Below are 22483 nucleotides of genomic sequence, written 5' to 3'. Positions count from 1 at the left end.
TGAATAAATACATCATATGAATACAAGCTAACCTTACAGTTACAAGAATAGATTTATTTCACAGATAACCCCTCTTCTTTAGCATGAGCTGGCTTCGTAATTTTCCATCCCAGTAACATAACAATGAAACCTAAAAGTATAAGAACATATAATGTCGGAACGAAGCTTCCTAGACAATCATGAAGAAAGCCGATGATAAATGGGCCCACTGCACCAATCATATATCCAATTGCTTGAGTCATTGCTGACCAAGTACTTGCTTCCATAGGGGACGATGCCTTATCTATCGGTAATAATAAAGTTAGTGAGACAAGACCACCACTACCAACCCCTAAACATATACTTGCAACAATAGGTGTCACGTTTGTAAAACATAAAAGGGATAATCCAGTCATTACACTGAGGGTAAAGATTGTAATCCAAAGTCTTCTACTTGGTAGCACCCTCAAGAGACTAGGCAATAAAAGAGTAGCTGGCAACTGTGCAATCATAGCTATTGTACCTACAAGACCACCAAATGCTGACGTCCATCCTTTTTCCTCTACGATGGCTGGCAGCCAAGCTGCAAAACAATAAAACATAAGAGTGACAAGCCCTACAAAAGAGGTTAATAACCACGCCTTTTTATTTTTTAATGGCAAGGAGGCATTTCTCTTTTGTGATGCTGTATGTGTATGAGAATGTTTAATGACCATAAGCCAAAGTGGAACAGCGATTAGAGCAAGAATACTCCAGAATGCTAATCCGTTTTTCCATGAATTATTGAGCCAGTGTTGAAGTGGTGTCGTTAGCCCAATAGAAATGGATGCTCCAACTACCATTGAAGTAGAATATATGCCTATCATGGATGCTGCCTTCTCCGGAAAGTGACTTTTAATGAAACCAGAGAGTAAAGGACTTACAATCCCAATTCCCGCGCCAATGAATAAAGCCGTTATCAATAGATAGACTGACGAATTTGTAAAGACACGCGAAAACGTTACAATACCTATAAAAGCGATAAAGAATGTGATGGTTTTCTCTGATTGATAGCGATTTGCTAGACGACCAGCGAATAACGAACAAAAACCAAAACATAATAAAGGAATAGATGTAAGTAGACTAGCCGAAGCAGAACTCATACCTAATTCATTTGTTATTCCGTGCAAAACTGGACTAACTGAAGTTATACCAGGCCTAAGATTAAATGCAGCTAATATAAGTGCAAATAGAAATAATCTATTACGATTGATCATACTTGTTACCTCCGATACTTTTCTTGATGCGTAATCCTATTTAATGGTACATGAAGTCACAGCATAAATAAAATGCATATTAATCATATAATATATAACAAAATTGATATGATGTTTTCAGTGTAGAAGTAAGCTGCTGTTATGTAATGCAGATGAAAAAAGCTGAAGCCTCCAACGTTAGGAGTCATCAGCTTTTTAAGCTTACTTTTTCTATTCTTCAATTAGGGAAAAGCATTTATCAAATCTTATGGATCTGGCATCGATAAGATTTTAATGGTTCGGAACCTGATATGGGGTCGATCTCATCTGTACCTATTAATTGATTCACATTTGAACCTTCTACTGAAAATGGATCAAATCCAGCTAATTCTAGTTCATCACACTCATCCCACCAGCCCGCTTGAGTATATACCGTACCCACGGGTATACTTTCTGTCAGTCGAGCGACTGCCTTCATCCTGCCATGAGGAGAGGTTAAATGAATCCATTCACCTTCATTTAGCCTATACACTTGAGCTGTTTGGGGATGGATTTCAACAAAAGGATCGGGATGCATTTTCCTTAGTCTAGCAATATTACGATGCTGGCTATGACAAAAACCTTTTAGTTTAAATGAAGAAAGAACTAACGGAAAATCATTAGATTGATTCTGATATTGCGGAACAGTTAATGGTTTTTCAAATTGGGGCAGTGGATCATACCCATGCTCTAACAAAAACTCGGAATAAATCTCCAGCTTTCTTGTCGGGGTAGAAAAGCCTTTGACTCTTTTATTTATTTTTTCTCTATATTTACAATATTTTATTTTTAGGGGCACAGACAGACCTTCAGGATGAGATCGAAGTTGGTCTAATGTTACATTCACTGGTTCAAGATAGTCATTAAACGCTTCCTCAATATTTCCATTCCAAAACTCTTCTTGATAACCCATTTCTAACGCTATATCCATGATTATTTGCAGATCAGGACGAGCTTCCTCAGGAGCCTTTGACATTGCAGGTTTGTATTGAATATGTTGAGCCGTTTGTAAATTCCCCTCAAAACCGGCTAACAGACTCGGGGACTCCCATGCGTGTGCAGCAGGTAACACAATATCTGCAAACCGCGTCATTGGACTATGAAACATGTCAACGTGCACATGAAATTCTAATTTTTTTAAGGCTTTTATCATATTCTCGCTTCCTGGGTTTTGAGTGACCATATTACCCCCAAAACTTAATAACCCTCTCATAGAATACGGAGATTCGTTTAATACAGCATGAACAAAATCATACCCTGAAGCAGATATCTTTGGGGCACCTAAAGGTCTCTTATTTAACCCTAGACGCTTCTGCTCTTGTGAAGGTGGTAATAAATCTTGACCTTTTATTAAGTTTACTGGTAAAGATGGGAGGACAATATTCCCTCCTTGCTTATCAAAACAACCAGTCAGACTATAAAGGATACATAATGCTCGATTGGTTGATGAACTATTTACATGCTGTTCTAAGCCATTCCATGAATAATAGGCGATCGGATTTTCTTGGCATAATAAACCCTTAAGTTCCGTTAATTTCTCAGCTGGAATACCCGTTATTTTTTCTACATGTTCTATTGTAAATGAAGAGACTTGTTTCAATAATTGAGAAAAGACGGTTTCTGAAGAAACATTCTCATTTTCGTATTCACCTGAAAGTAAAATATGTTCTGACCATGTCTCGGGATCTTCCCGAGTATCGATTTTAAATGGCTTCTGTTTCTGATCAAGAGCTAAAAATTCATATGGCTGATGATGTTCCGGGCGAAGGAATTTTCCCGTTCGCTTATCCACTAAGAAAGGGGCATTGGTCCAGTGGAGCAGAAATTGCTCATCATATGAATGGTTCTCAATCAAAAACTGAAGACACCCTAATATTAAAGCGATATCAGTTCCATGATTCGGAGCAATCCATAAATCTGCCGCAGCAGCTGTCGTTGTTCGGCGTGGATCGATTACTACTAGTTTACTTCCTCTTTTTTTGGCTGCCATGAGCCTTTTCCAAGTCTGAAGATTCGTATCTGCTGGATTGTGTCCCCATATCAATATCAAGCTAGCATGTTCAAAGTCGGGTTGAGGCAATCCAACACCATATGTGTATTTTGACCCCTCGTCCCTTGCCCACTGGCAGACATTGGTATGAGAAATATAGTTGGGGGTGCCGTATAGATTCATCAAGCGCTGCAAATATGGCCCCCAGCTAAAGCTTCCGCTTGCACCAATCGTTGGAAAAGTGTAAGAAACAGTTTCTGCCCCTGTTTCAGAACGAATCTGTTTTAGTTTATCTGCAATGGTTTGGATGGCTTTTTCCCATGTGATTTTTTCCCATATCGGGTCTTGTCCCTTTGGGTTAGTTCTCTTTAAAGGAACAAGGATACGATCAGGATGATTGACGATTTGAGGTGCTGCTGCTCCTTTTGGACAGATTCCCCCATTCGGATGATTTTTATCCGGGAGCACCTTTACTAACTGATCATTTTCTGTAATGGATATAACTCCACATTTTGAAACGCATTGCGAACAAAATCCCGCTCTTCTTTTTTCACTAGTACTCATCGTCCTTCTCTCCTTTTTAAGATTGAAGTCATTGGTCAAAAAACTAGGAATCTTTTCGGGCGAATGATGAAGCATACATGGGATAATTAACCTCACTTATTGTCTCGGATTATATCTTGAAGTTCTATTTTCTTTTATGGTACATTAAGTTTCAATACAATTAAAATGCATATTAATCATATAGGAGATATCAAAAAAGCTATGAATAGATCACAAATTCAACTGATTGTCCAAATTTCTGAAACAGGAAGTTTTACAAAAGCTGGTGAGGAATTACACATGACACAGCCGGCGGTAAGTCGAGCCGTAGCAACAATTGAATCGCAACTAGGAACAAAGTTAATTGAAAGAGATAAGAAAAATGGGTTGTTTTTCACAGATGTAGGGGAGCGTATATTAGTTATTTTCAGAAAGATTCTGAGTGAATTACAAAAAGTAGATGAATTAGTTGCAGCTGAACAAGGATTAGAGATTGGGAAGTTACACATTGGAGCCTACCGAACTGCTTGTACTAGATTTGTTCCTAAAATCATACGTGCAATGGAGAATCAATATCCCGGCCTAGAAATCAAACTTTCAGAAGGGAGTGTAGGTCAAGTTAAAGAGTGGTTACGTTCTAAATGCATTGATGTAGGCATTATTATTCCTCCTGATAAAGATTTTGATACCGTACATTTAATGAAAGATCAACTGATTGTACTTATGCATTCAAGCCATCCTTTATATCAGAAAGAAACAATAGGTATTCCCGACTTACAAGGTGAAGATATACTAATGGGAAAAGGGGGTTATGAGGTACAGGTTCATGATTTATTTAAAAAGTATAACTTGACTCCTAAAGTTCGGTTTGAAATGGAGTATATAGAGACAGGATTAAGTATGATACAAGAAGGGTTAGGAATAACCATTACAACTAAAAAAAATATTTGGTCGCTGCCAGACCAAGTCGTTTTTCGTGAATTAAAACCAGATACGTTCAGAGATATCAATATAGCAGTGCTAGATATGAAAGATATATCAAAAGCAACAGATGCCTTTATTCAAACAGCTCTTACGCTTTTTGCTAACAAAGATGTTTAAATGTCGCTCAATATTTTTCAAGAAAAAATTTATAATATAGTACCTAAATAAGTGACCTTTTTCCTTATTTCTGATATTGTTCTATTTCACTGTGTTAGACAACTTAGAACTTTCTGTTCATTTTATGGAAAAGGCAAGCAACTTGGACAACCTACAGCATATAAAAAACCAACACTTATTATATAACCAGCTACCCCTTACCTACTTCAGTAAGGGTTCTTTGCTATTTTTTGATTGGACAGGCAAGCTTACTGCAGTAGCTACATAAATTATAGGTTGACCGTCTCTGTTTGAGTAAAATTCAGCATCATGAAGTTTAATTTCAAGGAAACTATCATTTACATTTTCTAACTCAAAATTCCCTAGATTCTCTTTCTCTGCTGCCCTTCAAAGAAAAGATATTGATTTGAAGAATCGAACCATAAATAAATCACTATTTCCAAAGAAAACCTGGTGAAGAAGCATTCGGGTAACATCTGATATTTATCTCATATCATCAAAAAATTTACAGGATTCAATGAATAAATATGAAGAGTATATCTCCAAGATCATGGAGTGATTTTTTCATCATTTTTTTGTGGGTGAATTGTGGGTGATGCCTGTTTTATTTTAAAATATAAGAAACACCCACAAAAACAAAAAACCCCTGAAACCAGTGGTTCCAAGGGGTTTTCTCTATTAATACTGAGACATATACTGATCGCGTTCCCATGGGTGAACTTGGGTTCGGAACATATCCCATTCGATTTCTTTTGATTCGATGAAGTGTTCGAATAGGTGATCGCCTAGTGCGTTGATCATGACTTCGTTTGATTTCAGCAGCTCAAGTGCTTCTGCAAGTGTTGCAGGTAGGTCAGAGATGCCGTTTTCAAGGCGCTCTTCTTTGTCCATGACATAAATGTTTCTGTCGATTGGTGCTGGTGCGTCTAGTTTATTTTTGATTCCGTCAAGACCTGCTGCAAGTAATACGCTTAGTGCAAGGTATGGGTTTGCAGATGGGTCTACGCTGCGCACTTCTACACGTGTACTAATGCCGCGTGATGCAGGGATACGGATCAATGGGCTGCGGTTTTGTGCACTCCATGCCACGTAGCAAGGTGCTTCATAACCAGGTACAAGACGCTTGTAAGAGTTAACCGTTGGGTTTGTGACCGCTGTAAAGCTTGTTGCGTGCTTGACGATACCTGCGATAAAGTGTCTAGCAGTCTCGCTTAATTGTAAATCTGCTTTTTCATCAAAGAATGCGTTTTTGCCATTTTTGAATAATGATAGGTTACAGTGCATACCAGAACCGTTTACACCGAACAATGGTTTTGGCATGAATGTCGCATGAAGACCGTGCTTTCTCGCAATCGTTTTGACAACGAGTTTGAACGTTTGAATGTCATCACAAGAACGGATAGCGCCAGCATATTTGAAATCAATTTCATGCTGTCCAGGTGCTACTTCGTGGTGAGATGCTTCAATTTCAAAGCCCATTTCTTCAAGCTCAAGCACGATATCACGGCGGCAGTTTTCGCCTAGATCTGTTGGTGCAAGGTCAAAGTATCCACCTTTATCGTTTAGTTCAAGCGTTGGCTCGCCTTTTTCATCTAATTTAAATAAGAAGAATTCTGGCTCAGGTCCAAGGTTGAAATCACTAAATCCTAGTTCTTCCATTTCCTTTAAGACACGCTTTAAGTTATTACGTGGGTCTCCATCAAATGGCGTCCCGTCCGGCTTGTAAATGTCACAAATAAAGCGTGCAACTTTACCTTTTTCTGCTGTCCAAGGGAAAATAACAAATGTGTTGAGATCTGGGTATAGATACATATCTGATTCTTCAATACGTACGAAGCCTTCAATAGATGAACCGTCAAACATACATTTGTTATCGAGAGCTTTTTCTAACTGGCTCACAGGAATTTCAACATTTTTAATCGTTCCGAGAATGTCTGTAAATTGCAGACGAATGTACTTTACGTTTTCCTCATTTACTAATTTTACGATATCTTCTCTTGTGTATTTTGCCATTTCGTAAAACTCCTCCCCTACAAAAGGTAAAATTGTATAGCAATGCTTTTGCTAATTCGTTAACGGAAGAACCTTGACATATCCCCCTGCCTAAAGGTCGTTCCTTGTTGGAAACGTCCAGCCTGAATGAGTTCCTTCTTCAGTAGCTTCCTGAGTTCATCATCTGTCAAGTTGTGCTTGGCTGTGGTTTTCTCCTCGGTCTTTGTGTCAGACGCTGGATTTTCTGCCTCAGCTTTGGCAAAAAGTTTTTTGATTCCTGCCATGTTTACACCTTGTTCGATGAGGTTTTTAATTTCTAGTAATTTATCAACATCATGGAAAGAAAATAATCGGCGATTCCCATCACTTCTTGCTGGAAATACTAACCCATTTTCCTCATAATAGCGAATTTGCCTTGCAGATAATTCTGTTAGCTGCATGACAATCCCAATTGGGAATAAAGGCATTGAGCGGCGAATGTTATCACTCATCTCAACTGTCTCCTCCTCTTTGCTTAAATTTATTATATGTCATGTTATATTATGTGTCAACACTATGTTAGGAATATTAACATGGATTTTTTATTGAGCAGGTATGTCGATAAAACCTTGTTCCAATAAGGCATCTACAGCACTGCAAATCGCATTTTTCACATGGGCATACGTGAGTCCGCCTTGAACGTAGGCTGTATAAGGCGGTCTGATCGGTCCATCGGCTGACAATTCGATGCTAGCTCCTTGGACGAAGGTGCCCGCTGCCATGATGACATCATCCTCGTAGCCCGGCATATAGCTCGCATGCGGTGTGACGTGACTGTTGATCGGAGATGCATATTGAATCGCCTGGCAGAATGCAATCATCTTTTTAGGATCGCCAAATTCGACGGATTGAATCAAATCCGTTCTTTTCGCATTCCACGCTGGGTAAGTTTGGAATCCGAGCTTCTCAAGAAAACGAGCCGTGAACACTGCACCCTTTAAGCTTTGCCCCACAACATGCGGTGCTAAGAAAAATCCTTGATACATTTCCTGAAGCGAATACAGCGAGGCACCCGCTTCACTGCCGATGCCCGGAGATGTCATTCGATAAGAGCAAGCTTCTACCCATTTTTCTTTTCCAACGATGTAGCCGCCTGTTTTGGCAAGCCCACCGCCTGGATTTTTAATAAGGGAACCTGCCATAAGATCCGCTCCCACATGACATGGCTCTTGTAATTCAGTTAATTCACCATAACAGTTGTCCACAAACACAATGATTTCTTCATTGATCTCTTTTACAAATGAAATCATTTGCTCGATTTCTTCTATTGTAAAGGAGGGTCTTGAAGCATAGCCTTTCGAACGCTGAATGCCGATGACTTTTGTTTTCGAGGAGATCGACTCTTTTACTTTGTCATAATCGACGGATCCATCTTGCCTTAAATCAATGGCCTTGTAATCAATCTGGAAATCTTTTAATGAGCCTGTCCCTTCTTTGCCGCGGATCCCTACAATTTCTTCTAGCGTATCGTATGGTTTTCCTGTCATATAGATCAATTCATCGCCAGGTCTCAGCACACCAAATAACGCAATGGAAATCGCATGTGTGCCGGAAATGATCTGCGGACGCACAAGGCCGCTTTCTCCTCCGAAGACATCTGCGTAGATCTTTTCTAACGTGTCTCTTCCCATATCATCATAGCCATATCCAGTTGTCGGGTTAAAGTGAGAGTCACTGACTTTATGCTTTCGGTAGCTTTCAAGCACCCGCCACTCATTTTGTTCGCTCTTTTGATCAATTTGCTGATGCACGTGTAAAATGTCTTGTTCTGTTTCTGCTGCTACTTTTTCTAAAATACTGCCGTGTTTTAATGTATGAAACATCTTGATTTAATTCCTTTCTTACAACATATACTTCTTGATTTGACCTAAAATGGTCTGCTCCTCACCACTAAACCCGGTGATGTCATAAAGTTCTGCTTCTTTTTGAAATTCTAGTGATTCCACGAGCGTTTCTGATTTTAATGCGGAGATGAGCTTTCCTTCATACGCTGGAATCTTCACATGATATGGCTTTAAAAAGGTTTTTTTCAGTTCAGCCATGATATCCGCTTTTAACCGTTTCACATCTTCTTCGCGTCTCGCACTGATTAACAGATGACGATGCTTTGAAGATGGGATGAAATCTGGTCTGATTTGATCTTCTTTGTTATAAACCGTCAGCATCGGAATACGATCTGCTTCTAATTCCTCTAAAAGCTCATGAACCGTCCGTTCGTGACCTTCGTAATCCTCATTAGAAGAATCGATGACGTGAAGCAAATAATCAGCTTCCTTCACTTCTTCAAGAGTGGAACGAAATGCCGCAATCAGTGTTGTTGGAAGGTCTTGGATAAAGCCAACAGTATCTGAAATCAGCACACTGTAGCCAGATGCTAATGTCATCTTACGTGTCATTGGATCAAGTGTCGCAAACAGCAGATCCTCTTCATGACTATCTGCTTCTGTTAATTGATTAAACAAAGTAGATTTTCCAGCATTCGTATATCCGACAATGGCAATTTGGAACACCCCATTTTTCTTCCGGCGTTCCCGGTATCTTGTACGGTGTTCTTTGACTGTAGATAATTGCCCATTAATTTCGTGAATACGGTTTCGAATATGGCGTCTATCTGTTTCAAGTTTTGTTTCACCTGGACCTCTTGCGCCAATTCCGCCTCCTTGTCTTGAGAGGCTGATCCCTTGTCCGCTTAGTCTTGGCAAGGCATACTGAAGCTGGGCAAGCTCTATTTGCAGCTTCCCCTCTCTTGTACGAGCCCTTTTTGCAAAGATGTCTAAAATCAATTGTGTACGATCAATAATTTTCACATCTAAGGCAGTTGCCAAAGCTTTCAGCTGACTTGGAGACAGTTCATCGTTAAAAATAATGACATCACATTCGAATTCCTCGCAAAGCACTTCAAGCTCTTCTACTTTGCCTTTACCGATATATGTTGCGCTGTCTTGTCTATTTCTCTTTTGCGTCATCACGCTGACAGCTTCACCGCCAGCTGTTTTGGTTAAGGAAGCTAATTCTTCCATTGAGTATTGAAAGCGTTCATCCGTGACATGCGGCAATTGACAGCCGACAAGGATCGCTTTTTCTGTCATTTCATGTTCATTCAACGTCAGTTGTTTCCTTTCTGTACTTAAGTTTTCAGTAGTACCATCATACCAAACACATCACACGTATACCACTATTCGGATGGTTTATTTTAGTATCTCTTTATAAAAAGGATACGCCATTTTAAGAAGGCGTATCCTCTTTCATTTGCAGATCGTGACTTTTAATCGTGAGCAAATCTTTTTTATCATAATGATCCACAAGCAGGAGTCTCATCGCTTGGGTTCGAATGGCCTTTTCAATCGTGTTTCGCACAAAGCGGCCGTTGCTGAATTTTGCAGGACTCGTGGTGCTTTTAATGTGCATTAAGTAATCTCGCAGCTTCCATTCAGCTTCTTGGGTAAATATATATTCTCTGTCAGCCATCATTCGTTTGGCAATGTCCATGAGCTGATCGACGGTATAATCAGGAAAGCTGATATTAATTGGAAATCTTGATTGCAGGCCGGGGTTTAATGATAGAAAATGATCCATTTCCTTAGAGTAGCCAGCAAGAATGAGAATGAATTCATGCTGTTTGTCCTCCATATGTTTTACTAGGGTATCAATCGCTTCTTTCCCAAAATCCTTTTCGCCTCCGCGGGCAAGAGAATAAGCTTCGTCGATGAACAAAATGCCGCCTAGTGATTTTTTAATTAACTCCCTTGTTTTTTGCGCAGTATGACCAATGTACTCTCCGACAAGATCTCCGCGTTCCGCTTCAATTAAGTGCCCCTTTGAGAGGACATTCATTTCAAAGAAAAGCTTCCCGACAAGCCTTGCAACCGTTGTTTTCCCTGTGCCTGGATTCCCTTTGAACATCATATGAAGCGCTTGTTTGCCTACCTTTAACCCTTGTTCCTGCCTTTTTTGATTGACAAAGATCCAAGCATAAATCTCTTTTATGTTTCGTTTCATTTCATCCATACCGACAAGGCTGTTCATTTCACGCTCTATTTCCCGTAAGATGCTGTGTTTTGCCTCATTTTTCTGCAAGGCTTCTAGGTATTCTGCCTCTGAATCTGCATCAACCAATACTTGCTTTTGTCCGTTAAGTATAATATTGATTTGGCCGTTGTTTTTATATGTGACAGCTCGCTCCAACGTATTCACCTCTCGCTCTTCTCTCTTTATTCTATTCGGGTGGAGCTGTAATCGTGACAATCGCCCGCTTAAGCCCAAGTTTGCTGTCAAAATGACCCGAGATACCGAATATTGTAGGGATTTCTGCGGTTTCCCAGGAAATGATGTGCTATTTCCATTGTATTCATCCCATTTAGGCGGACAAACCAACAATTTGTTTTTTCTTAGAAAAATGTAGCTTTCTCATCACAAATTGTGCAGAAAAGAGTCTCAATGATTTCCGCATATTGTACAGGCAATTCTTCTATTTTCTCATAAAATAAAGACGAGGTGATGAATAGATGGTGAAAATTTTTATTGATCCTGGCCACGGAGGAACAGATTCTGGAGCTGCTGCAAATGGACTTTTGGAGAAGAATATAACACTGCAAATCGCGATTTTACTGAGAGATATGTTGATTAGTGATTATGATGACGTTTCTGTCCGCTTAAGTCGTTCAATTGACCAGTCCGTCACTTTGGCCCAGCGTACAAATGCGGCAAACAGCTGGGGAGCTGACTATTTCGTGTCTATTCATATTAATGCAGGCGGGGGCACAGGTTTTGAAAGCTTTGTGTATCCTGGCGTTTCAGCACCGACCACCACGTATCGCAATGCCCTTCATGATGAAATTGTTCGCTCGGTGGATTTTGCCAACCGCGGCAAGAAAACAGCGAACTTCCACGTTCTTCGAGAAACTTCTATGCCCGCTATTTTAACAGAGAATGGTTTCATCGATACGACAGCTGATGCCAATAAGCTCCGCAATGCGACCTTCCTTCAAGGCATCGCTCGCGCTCATGCCACTGGATTAGAGAAAGCCTTTCAGCTGAAAAAAAAAGCTAGTAATCTTTATAAAGTACAGGCTGGAGCTTTCAAGGTGAAAGCCAATGCAGATGAATTAGCAGCCACGCTAAAATCAAAAGGCTTTGACGCCTTCGTTGTATTAGAGGGAGGTATGTTCCGAGTGCAAGCTGGGGCTTTCCGCACAAAGCAAAATGCGGATGAGCTCGTCGCAAGATTAAAGCAGGCCGGTCACGACGCATTCGTTTTCCAATAAGCTGAAGCTATTATAACGAAACAAACCGGCTCAAGTCTGCTGCTGAGCCGGTTTGTTATTGATTCATTTATGCTAAAATGTTCACGACAAATTGAGACCACGTTTCAAGTCGATCGAAGTATTCGGGCTTTTTCAAATCGGATGCTTTCATCCATTTTCCTGAGATTTGATCTGTTTCTTTCACTTCTACATGAGCACCCGGCGCTAATTCAAGCGCTGATAACAGGCCAATGTGCACACGGCCGACACTGTTGTCATCATCATTAATTAAACCAAGGGTTTTCATCTCAAGTTTGTCTTCTTCTTGAATAGAAAGTTCCTCGTCCAGCTCACGATCCGTATTTTCTTTTAGAATTTCAGCAAAGTTTTTCCCTTCGATGAAATTCATGTGACCACCAAAGCCAAGAGACAACTTATGATGCAATCGAGTCTCTCCCCCGCCTTGAAGCCTTTCATATACATACACTTCGTCCTCACGCTTAATCACGACATAAGGAATCGGCTGCTTGAAGTCAGGATTTTCTTCCGCATCGCCTCTGCGCATCTGCTCGAAGTGCTCTTCGATTTCTTTCATAATGGTGTTGATTGTTTTCTCTTCACTATTCACACCATTAAACGCAAGCGTTTCGTTTTGGAACACGCGTGTGCGCGGTGCAACTAGTATGATTTCATCCATCTTTCCCATGCTCGGTAACCTCCAGTATGTAACGCATTGTATGAAATGGCAAAAAGCCAAAACGAGTGATGCGTTTTGACTTTTACGCCTTACTTATGATTCATCTCCAAAGAAGAAGTCGTCATCTTTTAACGGCTCTACAGTTGCTTTTTTGTAGCCGTTCCCTTTCATTGAGAAGAAGTCATGCGACTTTGTTTTTGTATTGAGTCCGTTCAATACAATTGGATTGATCTCTTCTTCTTCAAAGTAAGGGGCAAATCCAAGGTTCATTAACGCTTTATTGGCATTGTAACGAATGAACTTTTTCACATCATGTGATAAATTGACTTGGTCATATATATCTTCCGTGTAATGAAGTTCATTTTCATAAAGCTCGTTCAAGAGGTCAATCGAGAAATCATAGAGCTCTTTTTGCACTTCAGGTGTTTGTTTGTTGTAAATTTCTTGCGCTAATAATCCAACGTACACACCGTGAATCGCTTCATCACGCAAAATCAAGTTGATGATTTCACCACTTTGCATGAGCTTTCCTTGTCCATAGAAATAAAGCGGGTAGTAAAAACCACTGTAAAATAGGAAGCTTTCTAAATAAACAGAAGCAACCATTGCTTTAAAAAGGGAAATCGGATCGTCCTTTTGAATCGAACGGTATAAACTGACAATCATATCTGCTTTCTTTTGCAAGAATTTATTTTTCTTGACCCATTCAAACACTTCACTGATCGTTTCAGTTGGTGCGAGGGTCATGAAGATATTTGAGTATGATTTTGCATGTACCGCATTTTCCATCATCGCCATAAAGTTTAATACTGCTTTACGCTGATGGCCGTCTACATGTTCAGCCACAATCGGCATCCCTGTATTTCCTTGTTCTGTATCAAGTAAAGTCAGGCCAGCAAGTACCTTCATGTACGTATCTCGCTCTTTTTCACCTAAATATTTCCATGTTAAGAGATCCCCGTTTAAGGAAATCTCTTCAGGAAGCCAGAACTGCTTCACATTTTGGTTGTAAAACATTTGTGTAAAATCGTCTTCGTGTTTTGACCAGTTGGCTGCATCATAAATTTTTGTCACGTTAAACTCTCCTTTAATCAAACAACACAAGAAAGACAGCCTTCCTGCCCTGTATCCTTCGTTCTTGCATAATAAAGTGTCTTAATGCCTTTATGGTGTGCATACAGATCGATACGGTTTAAGTCACGCGTTGTCATCGTATCTTTCAGAAATAGTGTAAAGCTGATTCCTTGATCGACGTGCTGCTGAATCGTTGCGATCATATCGACCACTTTAAACATGTCCATATCGTACGCTTCTTTATAGAAGAACCAGTTCTGCGCTGAAAGACCTGGCATTGGGTAATAGGTTTTGCTGTTGCCGTATGTTCTTTCTTCGATACGTTCCATAATTGGCATAACAGAGGCTGTGGCCGATTGCACATAAGAAATGGAACCTGTTGGTGCAATACATAAGCGGTAGCTATGGTACATGCCATTTTCCGCTACAAAGTCTTTGAGTGCTGCCCAGTCTTCTTTTGTTGGAATGTGCATGCCTTCAAATAGTGCTGCTGCTTTTTCTGTTTTTGGTGTGAAATCATTCTCCACGTATTTATTGAAGTACTCGCCCGTTGCATAGCCAGAGCCTTCATAACGATGGAATGTTTCTCCTTTTTCTTTTGCAAGCTCACTTGAGCGTTTAATTGAATAGTAGTTCACCATCATAAAGAACGTATTCGCGAAATCTCTTGCTTCTTCACTTTCATAGGCAATTTGGTTTTGAGCCAAATATCCGTGAAGGTTCATCGCGCCAAGTCCGATTGACTTCATCGCTTTGTTCGCTTTTCGAACAGCCGGTGCATTGCGAATGTCTGTTGTTTCAGATACAAGTGTTAGTGAGTCTGTTGCAAGTTTGACCGTTTTTTCGATCGATTTGTTTTTCATGACATTCATGATATTTAATGAACCAAGATTACAAGAAATATCAAGACCAATTTCATCTTCTTGATCATAGTCCGTGTAAGAAGAGACCTCTGAAGCCTGAAGCACTTCTGAGCAAAGGTTTGAGAATTTCACTCGTGAAATATGGTTTAATGCATGCTCTCTATTCACATTATCTTGGAACATGATATATGGATAGCCTGATTCTGAGCGAAGAACAGCCAATTTTTCAAGAAGCTTTCTCGGATTGACTTTTTCTTTTTTGATTTCCGGGTTTTCTACAAGCTCATCATACATTTCTTCCATGTCCATCTCATCAAGATGCTGTCCATATTCTTTATAGACTGTGTGCGGATAGAAGGTGTAAGCTGTTTTATCTTCTCTTGCCAGCTCGATAAATTTGTCCGGGATGACAACACCGATGGACAATGTTTTCACACGAACATCTTCATCAGCAGAGATTTTTTTTGTATCTAAGAAATCATTGATATCTCTGTGGAAAATATTGAGGTAGGCACTGCCTGATCCTTGTCTTTGTCCCATTTGATCTGCATATCTGAATGCATTATCAAGAAGCTTCATCACGCCGACGACACCTTTTGTCGCGTTTTCAACATCTTTGATCGCTTCGCCTTTTGCACGAAGTTTTGACAGGTTCAAACTGACGCCGCCGCCTAGTTTTGAAAGCTGCATTGAAATATCAATCGCTCTTGAAATATCGTTTAATGAGTCATTCACTTCAAGCAAGAAACAGCTCACAAGCTCACCGCGTCTTTTACGTCCAGCGTTTAAGAATGTTGGTGTACTTGGCTGGTACTCCTGATTGATCATCAGTTCTACAAACTCAAGTGCTTTTTCTTTATCTCCGCCCGCAAAGAAAAGCGCTACAACTGAAATGCGGTCTTCATAGCGTTCAAGGATTTTCTTTTTATCATTTGTTTTCAGTGCATAGTCGTTGTAAAACTTAAACGCACTCATGAATGATGGGAATCTAAATTTCTTCGCATATGCAGCTTCGAATACTTCTTTAATATCTGCCATGCTGTATTGTCTTAAAAATTCTTCCTCATAGTAGTCGTTTTCTATTAAGTAATCAATCTTCTCTTCTAAGTTGTGAAAGAAGACCGTGTTTTGATTAATATAATCTACGAAATAACTATGTACAGCTTCTTTGTCCTTATCAAACTGAAACTTTCCTTCTTTTTGAATCATAATCTCGTTATTTAATTGTATCCACTTTGGAACCTGATTTTGTGACAATTCTTTCTACCTCCTGTGTAAACAATTCAACATCCCTTTTTGTTCCGCTTAGTTCAAAGGTGTGCAAAATAGGAACTTGATATTGTTTAGAAATCGTATCGGCGCTTTTGGCAAAATTATCTCCCCACACTTTGTTTCCACTCACCGCTACACCTAGTAAAAGGTGAGCATTTTTCTCTAAAAAGGATTGAGTGGTACTAGGGACTTGTCCAAATCCTGTCGTAAAGGTGACGAGAATAAACGGCGTATCCAAAAACTCTTCTCCAGTCAATTTTCGTTTGTCTGTAAAAGGGGTCTTGTCCAAAAAGCGTTGAACATTTCCTGTTTTTGAATCAAATACGATTTGAATCAATTCCATCACGACCTAGTTTTTAGTATTGTTGATCATTTCGTTATTCACTATATATAGTATACTATGTTTTTTCAAAACACAACATATAGATGTTCGAAACGAAAAAAATCAACCAACCCGGCCGAACATTCATAGCCGAACTCGTACGTTCAAATAAATAGAGCAGAACAGGATCTAAAAATAGACTGCTCTACTCCCTATTCAACTGAAACCGAAATCTATCATAACACGAAAAAAAATCGCTTAGTAGACTAGACTTTTTGTTTTATTTTTTGTAGGCATCGCACTGTAAATCTTCTGACACTTCTGTAATTTCCACTTCAACACCTAATTCTTTTAGCACCGCTTCAAGCGCAGAGACGATTGAAGCTTCTCTGACTAATTCTTTCCCATTTACAGAAACGCTTGTTCCATATTCGAAACAGGAGTCGTCTTCACAAGTTTGTTCCCAGTGATTAATTTTAATTTTGTGTGTCATGAACTCATCCTTTTCTGTCTAGATGTCTGATGCATGATTATAGTGTAGCGACTTCACATTCATTTGTAAATTTACGTGCTTACTCTTCAACAGAATCATCATCATATTCCTCGTCCCATTCATCTATGTACTTCGTTTTAACGAGGGTCAGTTCTCCCTCTTTTTCATCAAACCGGTACACATGTACTTCCTCATCTTTCACAACAGCAAAGTGATTATTTTTTAGTGCAACAGCTGATTGTAAAAGGCCCTCTATATGTCCATTATCATCTTGATTAGCATAGTTATGCGAGCTTTCCTGTCTCGATTCAATGTTTGAAATGGCGCACGATCCAAATAAGACAACAATCCCAATCAATAGAAGGATCACTCTAATCCTTCTTAATTCAAGCTCTGCATTTTCCATATCGCTTCCCTCACCTTTCTTCATATCCAATAAGGGATTATACGTAAAATAGACAGAAAAGTTTCACGGCATGCAAAATAGCCCCTCTGCACTGACAAAAAACGTAGCGGGTTCCGGCCGGTTTATTCGCAGATGCATGGGGCTATTAGGTCGAACATATCCTATTCTAATTCTAGATTTACATTCTTTTGAGGTGCAAATGTAGAAATGGCGTGTTTATAAATAAGCTGCTGCTTCCCTTCTGTTTCAAGCAGCACCGTGAAATTGTCAAACCCTTTCACTTGACCGCGAAGCTGAAAGCCATTCAGTAAGAATACTGTGACAAAGGTATTGTCTTTACGGATTTGATTCAAAAATTGGTCCTGAATATTAATCGGTTTCATGTTTCGTCCTCCTTGGTTCTGATAACTACAGTTTCGCTTTAAGTTCAAGCTTTCCTGCTATATATGCGAAAATTTCCTCTTTTTTGTCTGAAAAGTGGCAAGGCGGTGTCATGTCGAACCAAGTGACATCCATTTTATTACGAAACCACGTGAACTGACGCTTCGCATATCTGCGTGAATTTTGCTTTAATTGCCGGGTGGCTTCATCAAGTGAGCAGTCACCTTGAAAATACGCATACAGCTCTTTATAACCAATCGCTTGAACCGATTGACAATCCTTCAAGCCAGATTGATAAAGTGCGCTCACTTCCTCAATTAAGCCTTCATCTATCATCATATCAATTCTTTGGTGAATGCGCTCGTACAAAAGCTCTCGATCCATTTTCAGCCCAATGAAGGCTGTATCATAAAGAGGAACTTCTTGATGACCGTTTTGCATCTCCGACATTTTCTGACCTGTTGTATGGATCACTTCCAGCGCCCGGATCACGCGGCGGACATTATTCGGATGAATGGCTTTTGCAGCATCAGGGTCTACTGCCTTTAGCTTTTCGTGCAGCTGAAGGGGGCCATGCTGCTGTTCAAACAGCGCCATTTCTTCTCTAAAAGCAGGATCACTTTTCTCGTCGGTAAATGTATAATCATATAAAACAGATTGGATATACAAACCTGTTCCGCCGACAATCATGGGTGTTTTCCCTCTAGCGGCAATCTCTTTGATTTTCAAACGGACCAGCTGCTGAAATTCAGCTGTAGAAAAGGATTCGTCCGGCTCTTTAATATCAATTAAGTGATGCGGGACACCATCCATTTCTTCAGGGGTGATTTTAGCTGTTCCAATGTCCATTCCTTTATAAATCTGCATAGAATCACCGCTGATAATTTCTCCATTAAATGCTTTGGCTATATGAATGCTCAGTTTTGTTTTGCCGACAGCCGTCGGTCCTACTAATACAATCACTGGTTGTTTCGTTTTTTTCATAACATCACTCTCTTTTACAAACTGCCTACAGTATAGCATAACTTCTCATTCTCTCCTATATACGGCCTATCACCAGCCGAGTGGTTCATTTCCGACCACTTCGTATGTTTTTCCTTTTAAACGGTGCGTATGCGTTTGCCGCTCTTCGTCCGGACTATAGACGACTCCTCCATACGGAATAGGGACAGAATCGTTATAGGCAGAAAACGTGACTTCCTCAATCTCGTGATAGTGCGTACCATCCACTCTCGGTATCGCAGGCCCTGTGATGCCGTAGTATCTGTGGAAATGCCCCCTCTCAAAAGAGGTGATCCCGCGATAAAAATGTGTATGCTGATCTGTATTGCTTCCATTGACAGGCTGAGAAATGCCTTCTATTAAATGATAATGCTCCTCTGTTACATCCGTTCGTGCTTTATAGGCATGAGCATGCGGCGGGCATTTTGCCCAATCAGATGGATACAGGCCCATTTTTAACATTCCTCCTTATATTAGGCATTCACCCAAACACATATAGGCCATTCGAATACACTGATGTCAGTTACAGTGATTTTATGTGAGAGGAGCCTTTTTTTATGAATTATTTTGACGCACAGCCATTTATGCAAGAAGACATGAGAAGACCTTTTGGTTTTGGACGCCCGGGCTTTGGGTTTGGGAGACCTGGATTCGGTTATGGTAGACCTGGATTCTTCGGACCTCCATTTTTAGGTGGTTTTGCTGGAGGTCTGCTTGCTGGGTCTCTGCTTGCGCCAGGATATGGATATGGGTACCCTTATCCGCCGCCGTATCCGCCATATGGACCATACCCTTATTATTAAATATGACGTTTTAGTGAAAATATCTGTTCATCAAATGAATCGATTGACACACTCGTTTTTGATGGGTTAACATTTACTTTACCGACCGTTCAGTAAAGTAGGTGTTTTTTTTATGTCTAAAACCAAAAAAGAGCAAATCTTTGATGCAGCTGCCCGCACGATTTTAGAAGAAGGATTAAGCCAGCTTACCCTTCAGCAAGTGGCAGAGCATGCACATATGACCAAAGCCGGCCTGCTTTATCATTTTGCAAGCAAGGAAGAGCTCATCCAAAAAATGAATGAGCACGCGATTCTTTGCTTTCGTCAGCAGCTCGAAACGTATCAAGAAACTTACAAACACGAAAAAGCGCCTTATGTACGTGCATATATATTGGCCACATTACATGATCTTGATCATCAAAATACGACCCAGCTATGTACAAGTATGATGGCTACCATGTCATTTGATGAAGCGTTATTGAACCCTTGGCGTGATTTTTATGCGGAGTTCAAAGCGAAAGCAGCTGAGGAAATAAACGACCCTGCATTGAGTCAGCTAATTCGACTCGCATGTGATGGGATATGGTTTTCAGAAATGTTTCAGCTTGAACCGCTGAATCGAGAAGAAAAAACCCTTTTACTTCATCGGATTTTACACCTATTAGAGGAGGGATGATCATGATCCTCGGATATCTTTTTCTGGCTGTGGCCATTTTTTCAGAAGCCATTGGCGCCGTGATGTTAAAACTCTCAAATGGCTTTACGCGCTTTAAGCCTAGCGCTGTCGTTGTTGCTGGCTATACACTTGCATTTTATATGCTGTCATTGACACTTAACATCATTCCGCTTAGCATGTCTTACGCAACATGGTCTGGGGTTGGTACAGTCCTCACGGCTATTTTTGGCGTGCTTTTTTTCAAAGAAACCTTGAACCAAAGAGCAGTCATTGGGATAGCGATGCTTGTCTCAGGGGTTGTACTTTTAAATATGTCATAAAGGATGTGGGAGATCATGAAAGGAATGCTCTATTTAACAGGAGCCATTTTGACGGAGGTTTTTGGCAGTACGATGCTGAAGCTTTCACAAGGTTTTTCGCAACTGCTACCGAGTATTGGGGTCCTGATCGGATTTGGCTGCGCCTTTACCTTCCTCAGTTTGGCACTTAAAACGATTGAACTTTCGTCTGCTTATGCGACATGGTCTGGCGTTGGAACAGCACTCACTGCTCTTATCGGACTCGTGCTGTTTAACGAAACCATTCACATAAAAGGCTTCATCGGCCTTGCACTTGTGATATGCGGCGTGATTGTCTTGAACCTGTCCAAAAAACAAAAGGAAGAAAACAAAGAACAAATCGATCAAACCGAATGGACGTCATAAAAAAAGTCATTTTCTCCATTTAATAAGAGAAAATGACTTTTTTGTTTTTACCCACCAACTTGAATGGTTTCTTCTAAGGAAATGGCCACATTTCCTTGAACAGCTCTTGAGATCATACATGAGCTTTCGGCTTTATGCGCGAGCTTGCGGGCCAGCTCAATATCTTGCGGGGAAGCGGATTGTTTGAGGATGATGACAGGCCGGTGAATGATTTTTTCATATGTAAACACACCATTGGTCACATCTACGACAGCCTCAGAACTCATCGTTAGATCCTCTTTCTCTAATTGGCTCCGCTCCATCATAGCGGCAAGTGTAATAATATAACACGTAGCCGCTGCACCTAAGAGCATCTCATCTGGATTTGTTCCAATGCCGGGACCGTCCATTTCTTTTGGAATTGAAATCTTCGTTTTTAACTGTTCACATGAGATTGTACCCACATCGTTACGCAGACCAGGCCAGCTCGCCTGAAGATGAAAATGATGACGCGCCATATTCGTCTCTCCTTTTGTTATACTTTTTATAGTGTAACAAGAATTCACGCTGCTTGTCTTAACATGTGCACCATCTTTATGTATATTCCTCATCCAGCACTGTCCGAATCGCCCTGACATACCGGTAGAACGTCTCGTTTTTTGTACTCGACCGCCGCCGAAAGTCAAAACTGTCAAATAAAGCTTCACGCTGACTTCTACTAATCTCTAGCTGTACACTTTGCCCTGTTTTTGTAAGATTATTAATATTATGATTGCTTGTTCCGCTCAGGGTTGCGTGTGCGACAGCCAGTTCAGCAGAAAATCCGTTCCGCTCTAATGAGTTCACAATTTTTTCTGCACGGTCGTAATCTGTTCCGCCAACGAGAGTATGGTCAATTCCTTCCTCACCTTTGTATCCATGAACTGCTAAGATATAATCGTGTGCTTTTGCCTGCGCGACGCCGACTGGCTCATCAAAGTTTGTGCTTGTAATATGAAGTTCTGACGCATTCTCTCTTAAGCCTTCAAACAGATACGTAGAGAAATCATTATCGAAAAAATGGACGATCTCGCTCACGCCGCCTTCAATCCTCCCGCCATGGGGTGACATCACTAGAAGACGGCTTCCAGGCACTGGGTTGGCTGTAATCTGATAGCTGCTTGTTGATTCGTTTTCTTCCAGTTCTTTAAAATTGCGATAAATATCATTTGAACCGCTTTCGTCTTCCCCACCTGATGACACTGGCTCATCATGTTCCTGTGCTTGCATTGTATAATAAACGCCCCATCCGATCGCAAGCAGGAGAAGCAAAGCAAAAAACTTCTTCATTCCCGTTCTCCTTTAACAGATTTCTAAGCCGTTTCTATGATTTATATTGAATCATCATTTCTTTTCATTTTTTCCACTTTTTCTCTTCAAATTTGATCATAACACTCTAGATCATGAGATTCCTCAAAAATAAGATAATTGCATTTATATACACAGAAACGCCTCTCCTCTTTGAAAACAGAGTTAGAATAGTATGACAGACAAATGAAGTTATGTTTAAAATGGCCTAGTTCTATCCAGTCTGTTTTCTTTAATTCGGCTTGTATTTATATGGATTTGATTTTTTTCCTCTGTGACAAGTCACATTTGTATGAGCATTGACCCTGTTTATCCCCCCCTTTT

24 protein-coding genes are annotated in these 22483 nt (G+C 40.3%); 6 read left to right on the top strand and 18 right to left on the bottom strand.

Annotation, left to right across the window (positions count from 1 at the left end; genetic code table 11):
- Positions 1-53 precede the first annotated feature (53 nt).
- Positions 54-1235: an MFS transporter gene (locus MKZ03_RS08330; RefSeq protein ID WP_307499661.1), complete on the bottom strand. Its 1182-nt coding sequence runs from the start codon at positions 1233-1235 to the stop codon at positions 54-56.
- A gap of 238 nt (positions 1236-1473) precedes the next feature.
- Positions 1474-3807, bottom strand: a complete 2334-nt coding sequence (locus MKZ03_RS08325) for a molybdopterin-containing oxidoreductase family protein (RefSeq protein ID WP_341031516.1) — start codon at positions 3805-3807, stop codon at positions 1474-1476.
- A 201-nt stretch (positions 3808-4008) separates the two neighbouring features.
- Here MKZ03_RS08325 and MKZ03_RS08320 point away from each other — a divergent pair, with 201 nt between their 5' ends.
- Positions 4009-4887, top strand: coding sequence for a LysR family transcriptional regulator (locus tag MKZ03_RS08320; protein WP_189293825.1), 879 nt, complete (start codon positions 4009-4011; stop codon positions 4885-4887).
- 678 nt (positions 4888-5565) lie between these two features.
- Here MKZ03_RS08320 and glnA read toward each other — a convergent pair.
- From glnA to spoVK, 5 genes are all read right to left on the bottom strand, one after another.
- Positions 5566-6900 (bottom strand): type I glutamate--ammonia ligase, encoded by a 1335-nt coding sequence (glnA, locus tag MKZ03_RS08315; protein WP_060596374.1) that lies wholly within the window; start codon positions 6898-6900, stop codon positions 5566-5568.
- 59 nt (positions 6901-6959) lie between these two features.
- Positions 6960-7370, bottom strand: coding sequence for a MerR family transcriptional regulator (locus MKZ03_RS08310; RefSeq protein ID WP_034662120.1), 411 nt, complete (start codon positions 7368-7370; stop codon positions 6960-6962).
- 90 nt (positions 7371-7460) lie between these two features.
- Positions 7461-8741 (bottom strand): methionine gamma-lyase family protein, encoded by a 1281-nt coding sequence (locus tag MKZ03_RS08305; RefSeq protein WP_341031513.1) that lies wholly within the window; start codon positions 8739-8741, stop codon positions 7461-7463.
- An 18-nt stretch (positions 8742-8759) separates the two neighbouring features.
- Complete coding sequence (gene hflX, locus MKZ03_RS08300; RefSeq protein ID WP_307499657.1) at positions 8760-10022, bottom strand: GTPase HflX; 1263 nt, start codon at positions 10020-10022, stop codon at positions 8760-8762.
- A gap of 121 nt (positions 10023-10143) precedes the next feature.
- Positions 10144-11103, bottom strand: a complete 960-nt coding sequence (gene spoVK, locus MKZ03_RS08295; protein ID WP_307499656.1) for a stage V sporulation protein K — start codon at positions 11101-11103, stop codon at positions 10144-10146.
- 320 nt (positions 11104-11423) lie between these two features.
- On the opposite strand from spoVK, the gene MKZ03_RS08290 reads away from it, so the two are divergent.
- The gene (locus tag MKZ03_RS08290; RefSeq protein ID WP_307499655.1) at positions 11424-12182 is read left to right on the top strand and encodes an N-acetylmuramoyl-L-alanine amidase; all 759 of its coding nucleotides are present in this window, start codon (positions 11424-11426) and stop codon (positions 12180-12182) included.
- A 67-nt stretch (positions 12183-12249) separates the two neighbouring features.
- On the opposite strand, the gene MKZ03_RS08285 is transcribed toward MKZ03_RS08290, so the two are convergent.
- The 9 genes from MKZ03_RS08285 to MKZ03_RS08245 form a co-directional block, all read right to left on the bottom strand.
- Entirely contained in the window at positions 12250-12867 is a 618-nt protein-coding gene (locus tag MKZ03_RS08285; RefSeq protein ID WP_341031510.1) for a hypothetical protein, read from the bottom strand.
- 84 nt (positions 12868-12951) lie between these two features.
- Complete coding sequence (gene nrdF, locus MKZ03_RS08280; RefSeq protein WP_034662137.1) at positions 12952-13932, bottom strand: class 1b ribonucleoside-diphosphate reductase subunit beta; 981 nt, start codon at positions 13930-13932, stop codon at positions 12952-12954.
- Between the two features lie 17 nt (positions 13933-13949).
- Positions 13950-16052, bottom strand: a complete 2103-nt coding sequence (gene nrdE / locus MKZ03_RS08275; RefSeq protein WP_066030874.1) for a class 1b ribonucleoside-diphosphate reductase subunit alpha — start codon at positions 16050-16052, stop codon at positions 13950-13952.
- On the bottom strand, positions 16012-16404 hold the full coding sequence (nrdI, locus tag MKZ03_RS08270) for a class Ib ribonucleoside-diphosphate reductase assembly flavoprotein NrdI (RefSeq protein WP_008360380.1): 393 nt from the start codon (positions 16402-16404) through the stop codon (positions 16012-16014). Before nrdI ends, nrdE begins: the two co-directional genes overlap by 41 nt.
- A gap of 265 nt (positions 16405-16669) precedes the next feature.
- Positions 16670-16882 (bottom strand): hypothetical protein, encoded by a 213-nt coding sequence (locus MKZ03_RS08265; protein ID WP_003212415.1) that lies wholly within the window; start codon positions 16880-16882, stop codon positions 16670-16672.
- A 79-nt stretch (positions 16883-16961) separates the two neighbouring features.
- Positions 16962-17288 carry a YmzC family protein gene (locus MKZ03_RS08260; protein WP_307499653.1) on the bottom strand — a complete coding sequence of 109 codons (327 nt, stop codon included), beginning with the start codon at positions 17286-17288 and terminating at the stop codon, positions 16962-16964.
- Between the two features lie 161 nt (positions 17289-17449).
- On the bottom strand, positions 17450-17671 hold the full coding sequence (hfq, locus tag MKZ03_RS08255) for an RNA chaperone Hfq (protein ID WP_003211269.1): 222 nt from the start codon (positions 17669-17671) through the stop codon (positions 17450-17452).
- A gap of 25 nt (positions 17672-17696) precedes the next feature.
- Positions 17697-18653 (bottom strand): tRNA (adenosine(37)-N6)-dimethylallyltransferase MiaA, encoded by a 957-nt coding sequence (gene miaA, locus MKZ03_RS08250; RefSeq protein WP_106071503.1) that lies wholly within the window; start codon positions 18651-18653, stop codon positions 17697-17699.
- 69 nt (positions 18654-18722) lie between these two features.
- Entirely contained in the window at positions 18723-19124 is a 402-nt protein-coding gene (locus MKZ03_RS08245; RefSeq protein WP_341031508.1) for a YmaF family protein, read from the bottom strand.
- Positions 19125-19228: 104 nt separating this feature from the next.
- On the opposite strand from MKZ03_RS08245, the gene MKZ03_RS08240 reads away from it, so the two are divergent.
- From MKZ03_RS08240 to erbB, 4 genes are all read left to right on the top strand, one after another.
- Complete coding sequence (locus tag MKZ03_RS08240) at positions 19229-19474, top strand: spore coat protein (protein WP_106047819.1); 246 nt, start codon at positions 19229-19231, stop codon at positions 19472-19474.
- Positions 19475-19586: 112 nt separating this feature from the next.
- Positions 19587-20129, top strand: coding sequence for a TetR/AcrR family transcriptional regulator (locus MKZ03_RS08235; protein ID WP_066030878.1), 543 nt, complete (start codon positions 19587-19589; stop codon positions 20127-20129).
- Between the two features lie 2 nt (positions 20130-20131).
- Positions 20132-20449: an SMR family multidrug efflux transporter EbrA gene (gene erbA / locus MKZ03_RS08230; protein WP_060596350.1), complete on the top strand. Its 318-nt coding sequence runs from the start codon at positions 20132-20134 to the stop codon at positions 20447-20449.
- Positions 20450-20464: 15 nt separating this feature from the next.
- On the top strand, positions 20465-20833 hold the full coding sequence (erbB, locus tag MKZ03_RS08225) for an SMR family multidrug efflux transporter EbrB (RefSeq protein ID WP_307499650.1): 369 nt from the start codon (positions 20465-20467) through the stop codon (positions 20831-20833).
- A 47-nt stretch (positions 20834-20880) separates the two neighbouring features.
- Here erbB and MKZ03_RS08220 read toward each other — a convergent pair whose 3' ends face one another.
- Complete coding sequence (locus MKZ03_RS08220) at positions 20881-21330, bottom strand: OsmC family protein (RefSeq protein WP_034662163.1); 450 nt, start codon at positions 21328-21330, stop codon at positions 20881-20883.
- Between the two features lie 76 nt (positions 21331-21406).
- Positions 21407-22141, bottom strand: a complete 735-nt coding sequence (locus tag MKZ03_RS08215) for a poly-gamma-glutamate hydrolase family protein (RefSeq protein WP_034662166.1) — start codon at positions 22139-22141, stop codon at positions 21407-21409.
- Positions 22142-22483: the final 342 nt, after the last annotated feature.

It is taken from the genome of Bacillus sp. FSL R5-0431 (genome assembly GCF_038002985.1).
GTDB lineage: Bacteria > Bacillota > Bacilli > Bacillales > Bacillaceae > Bacillus.
This window is presented reverse-complemented; position numbering and strand designations above follow the sequence as displayed.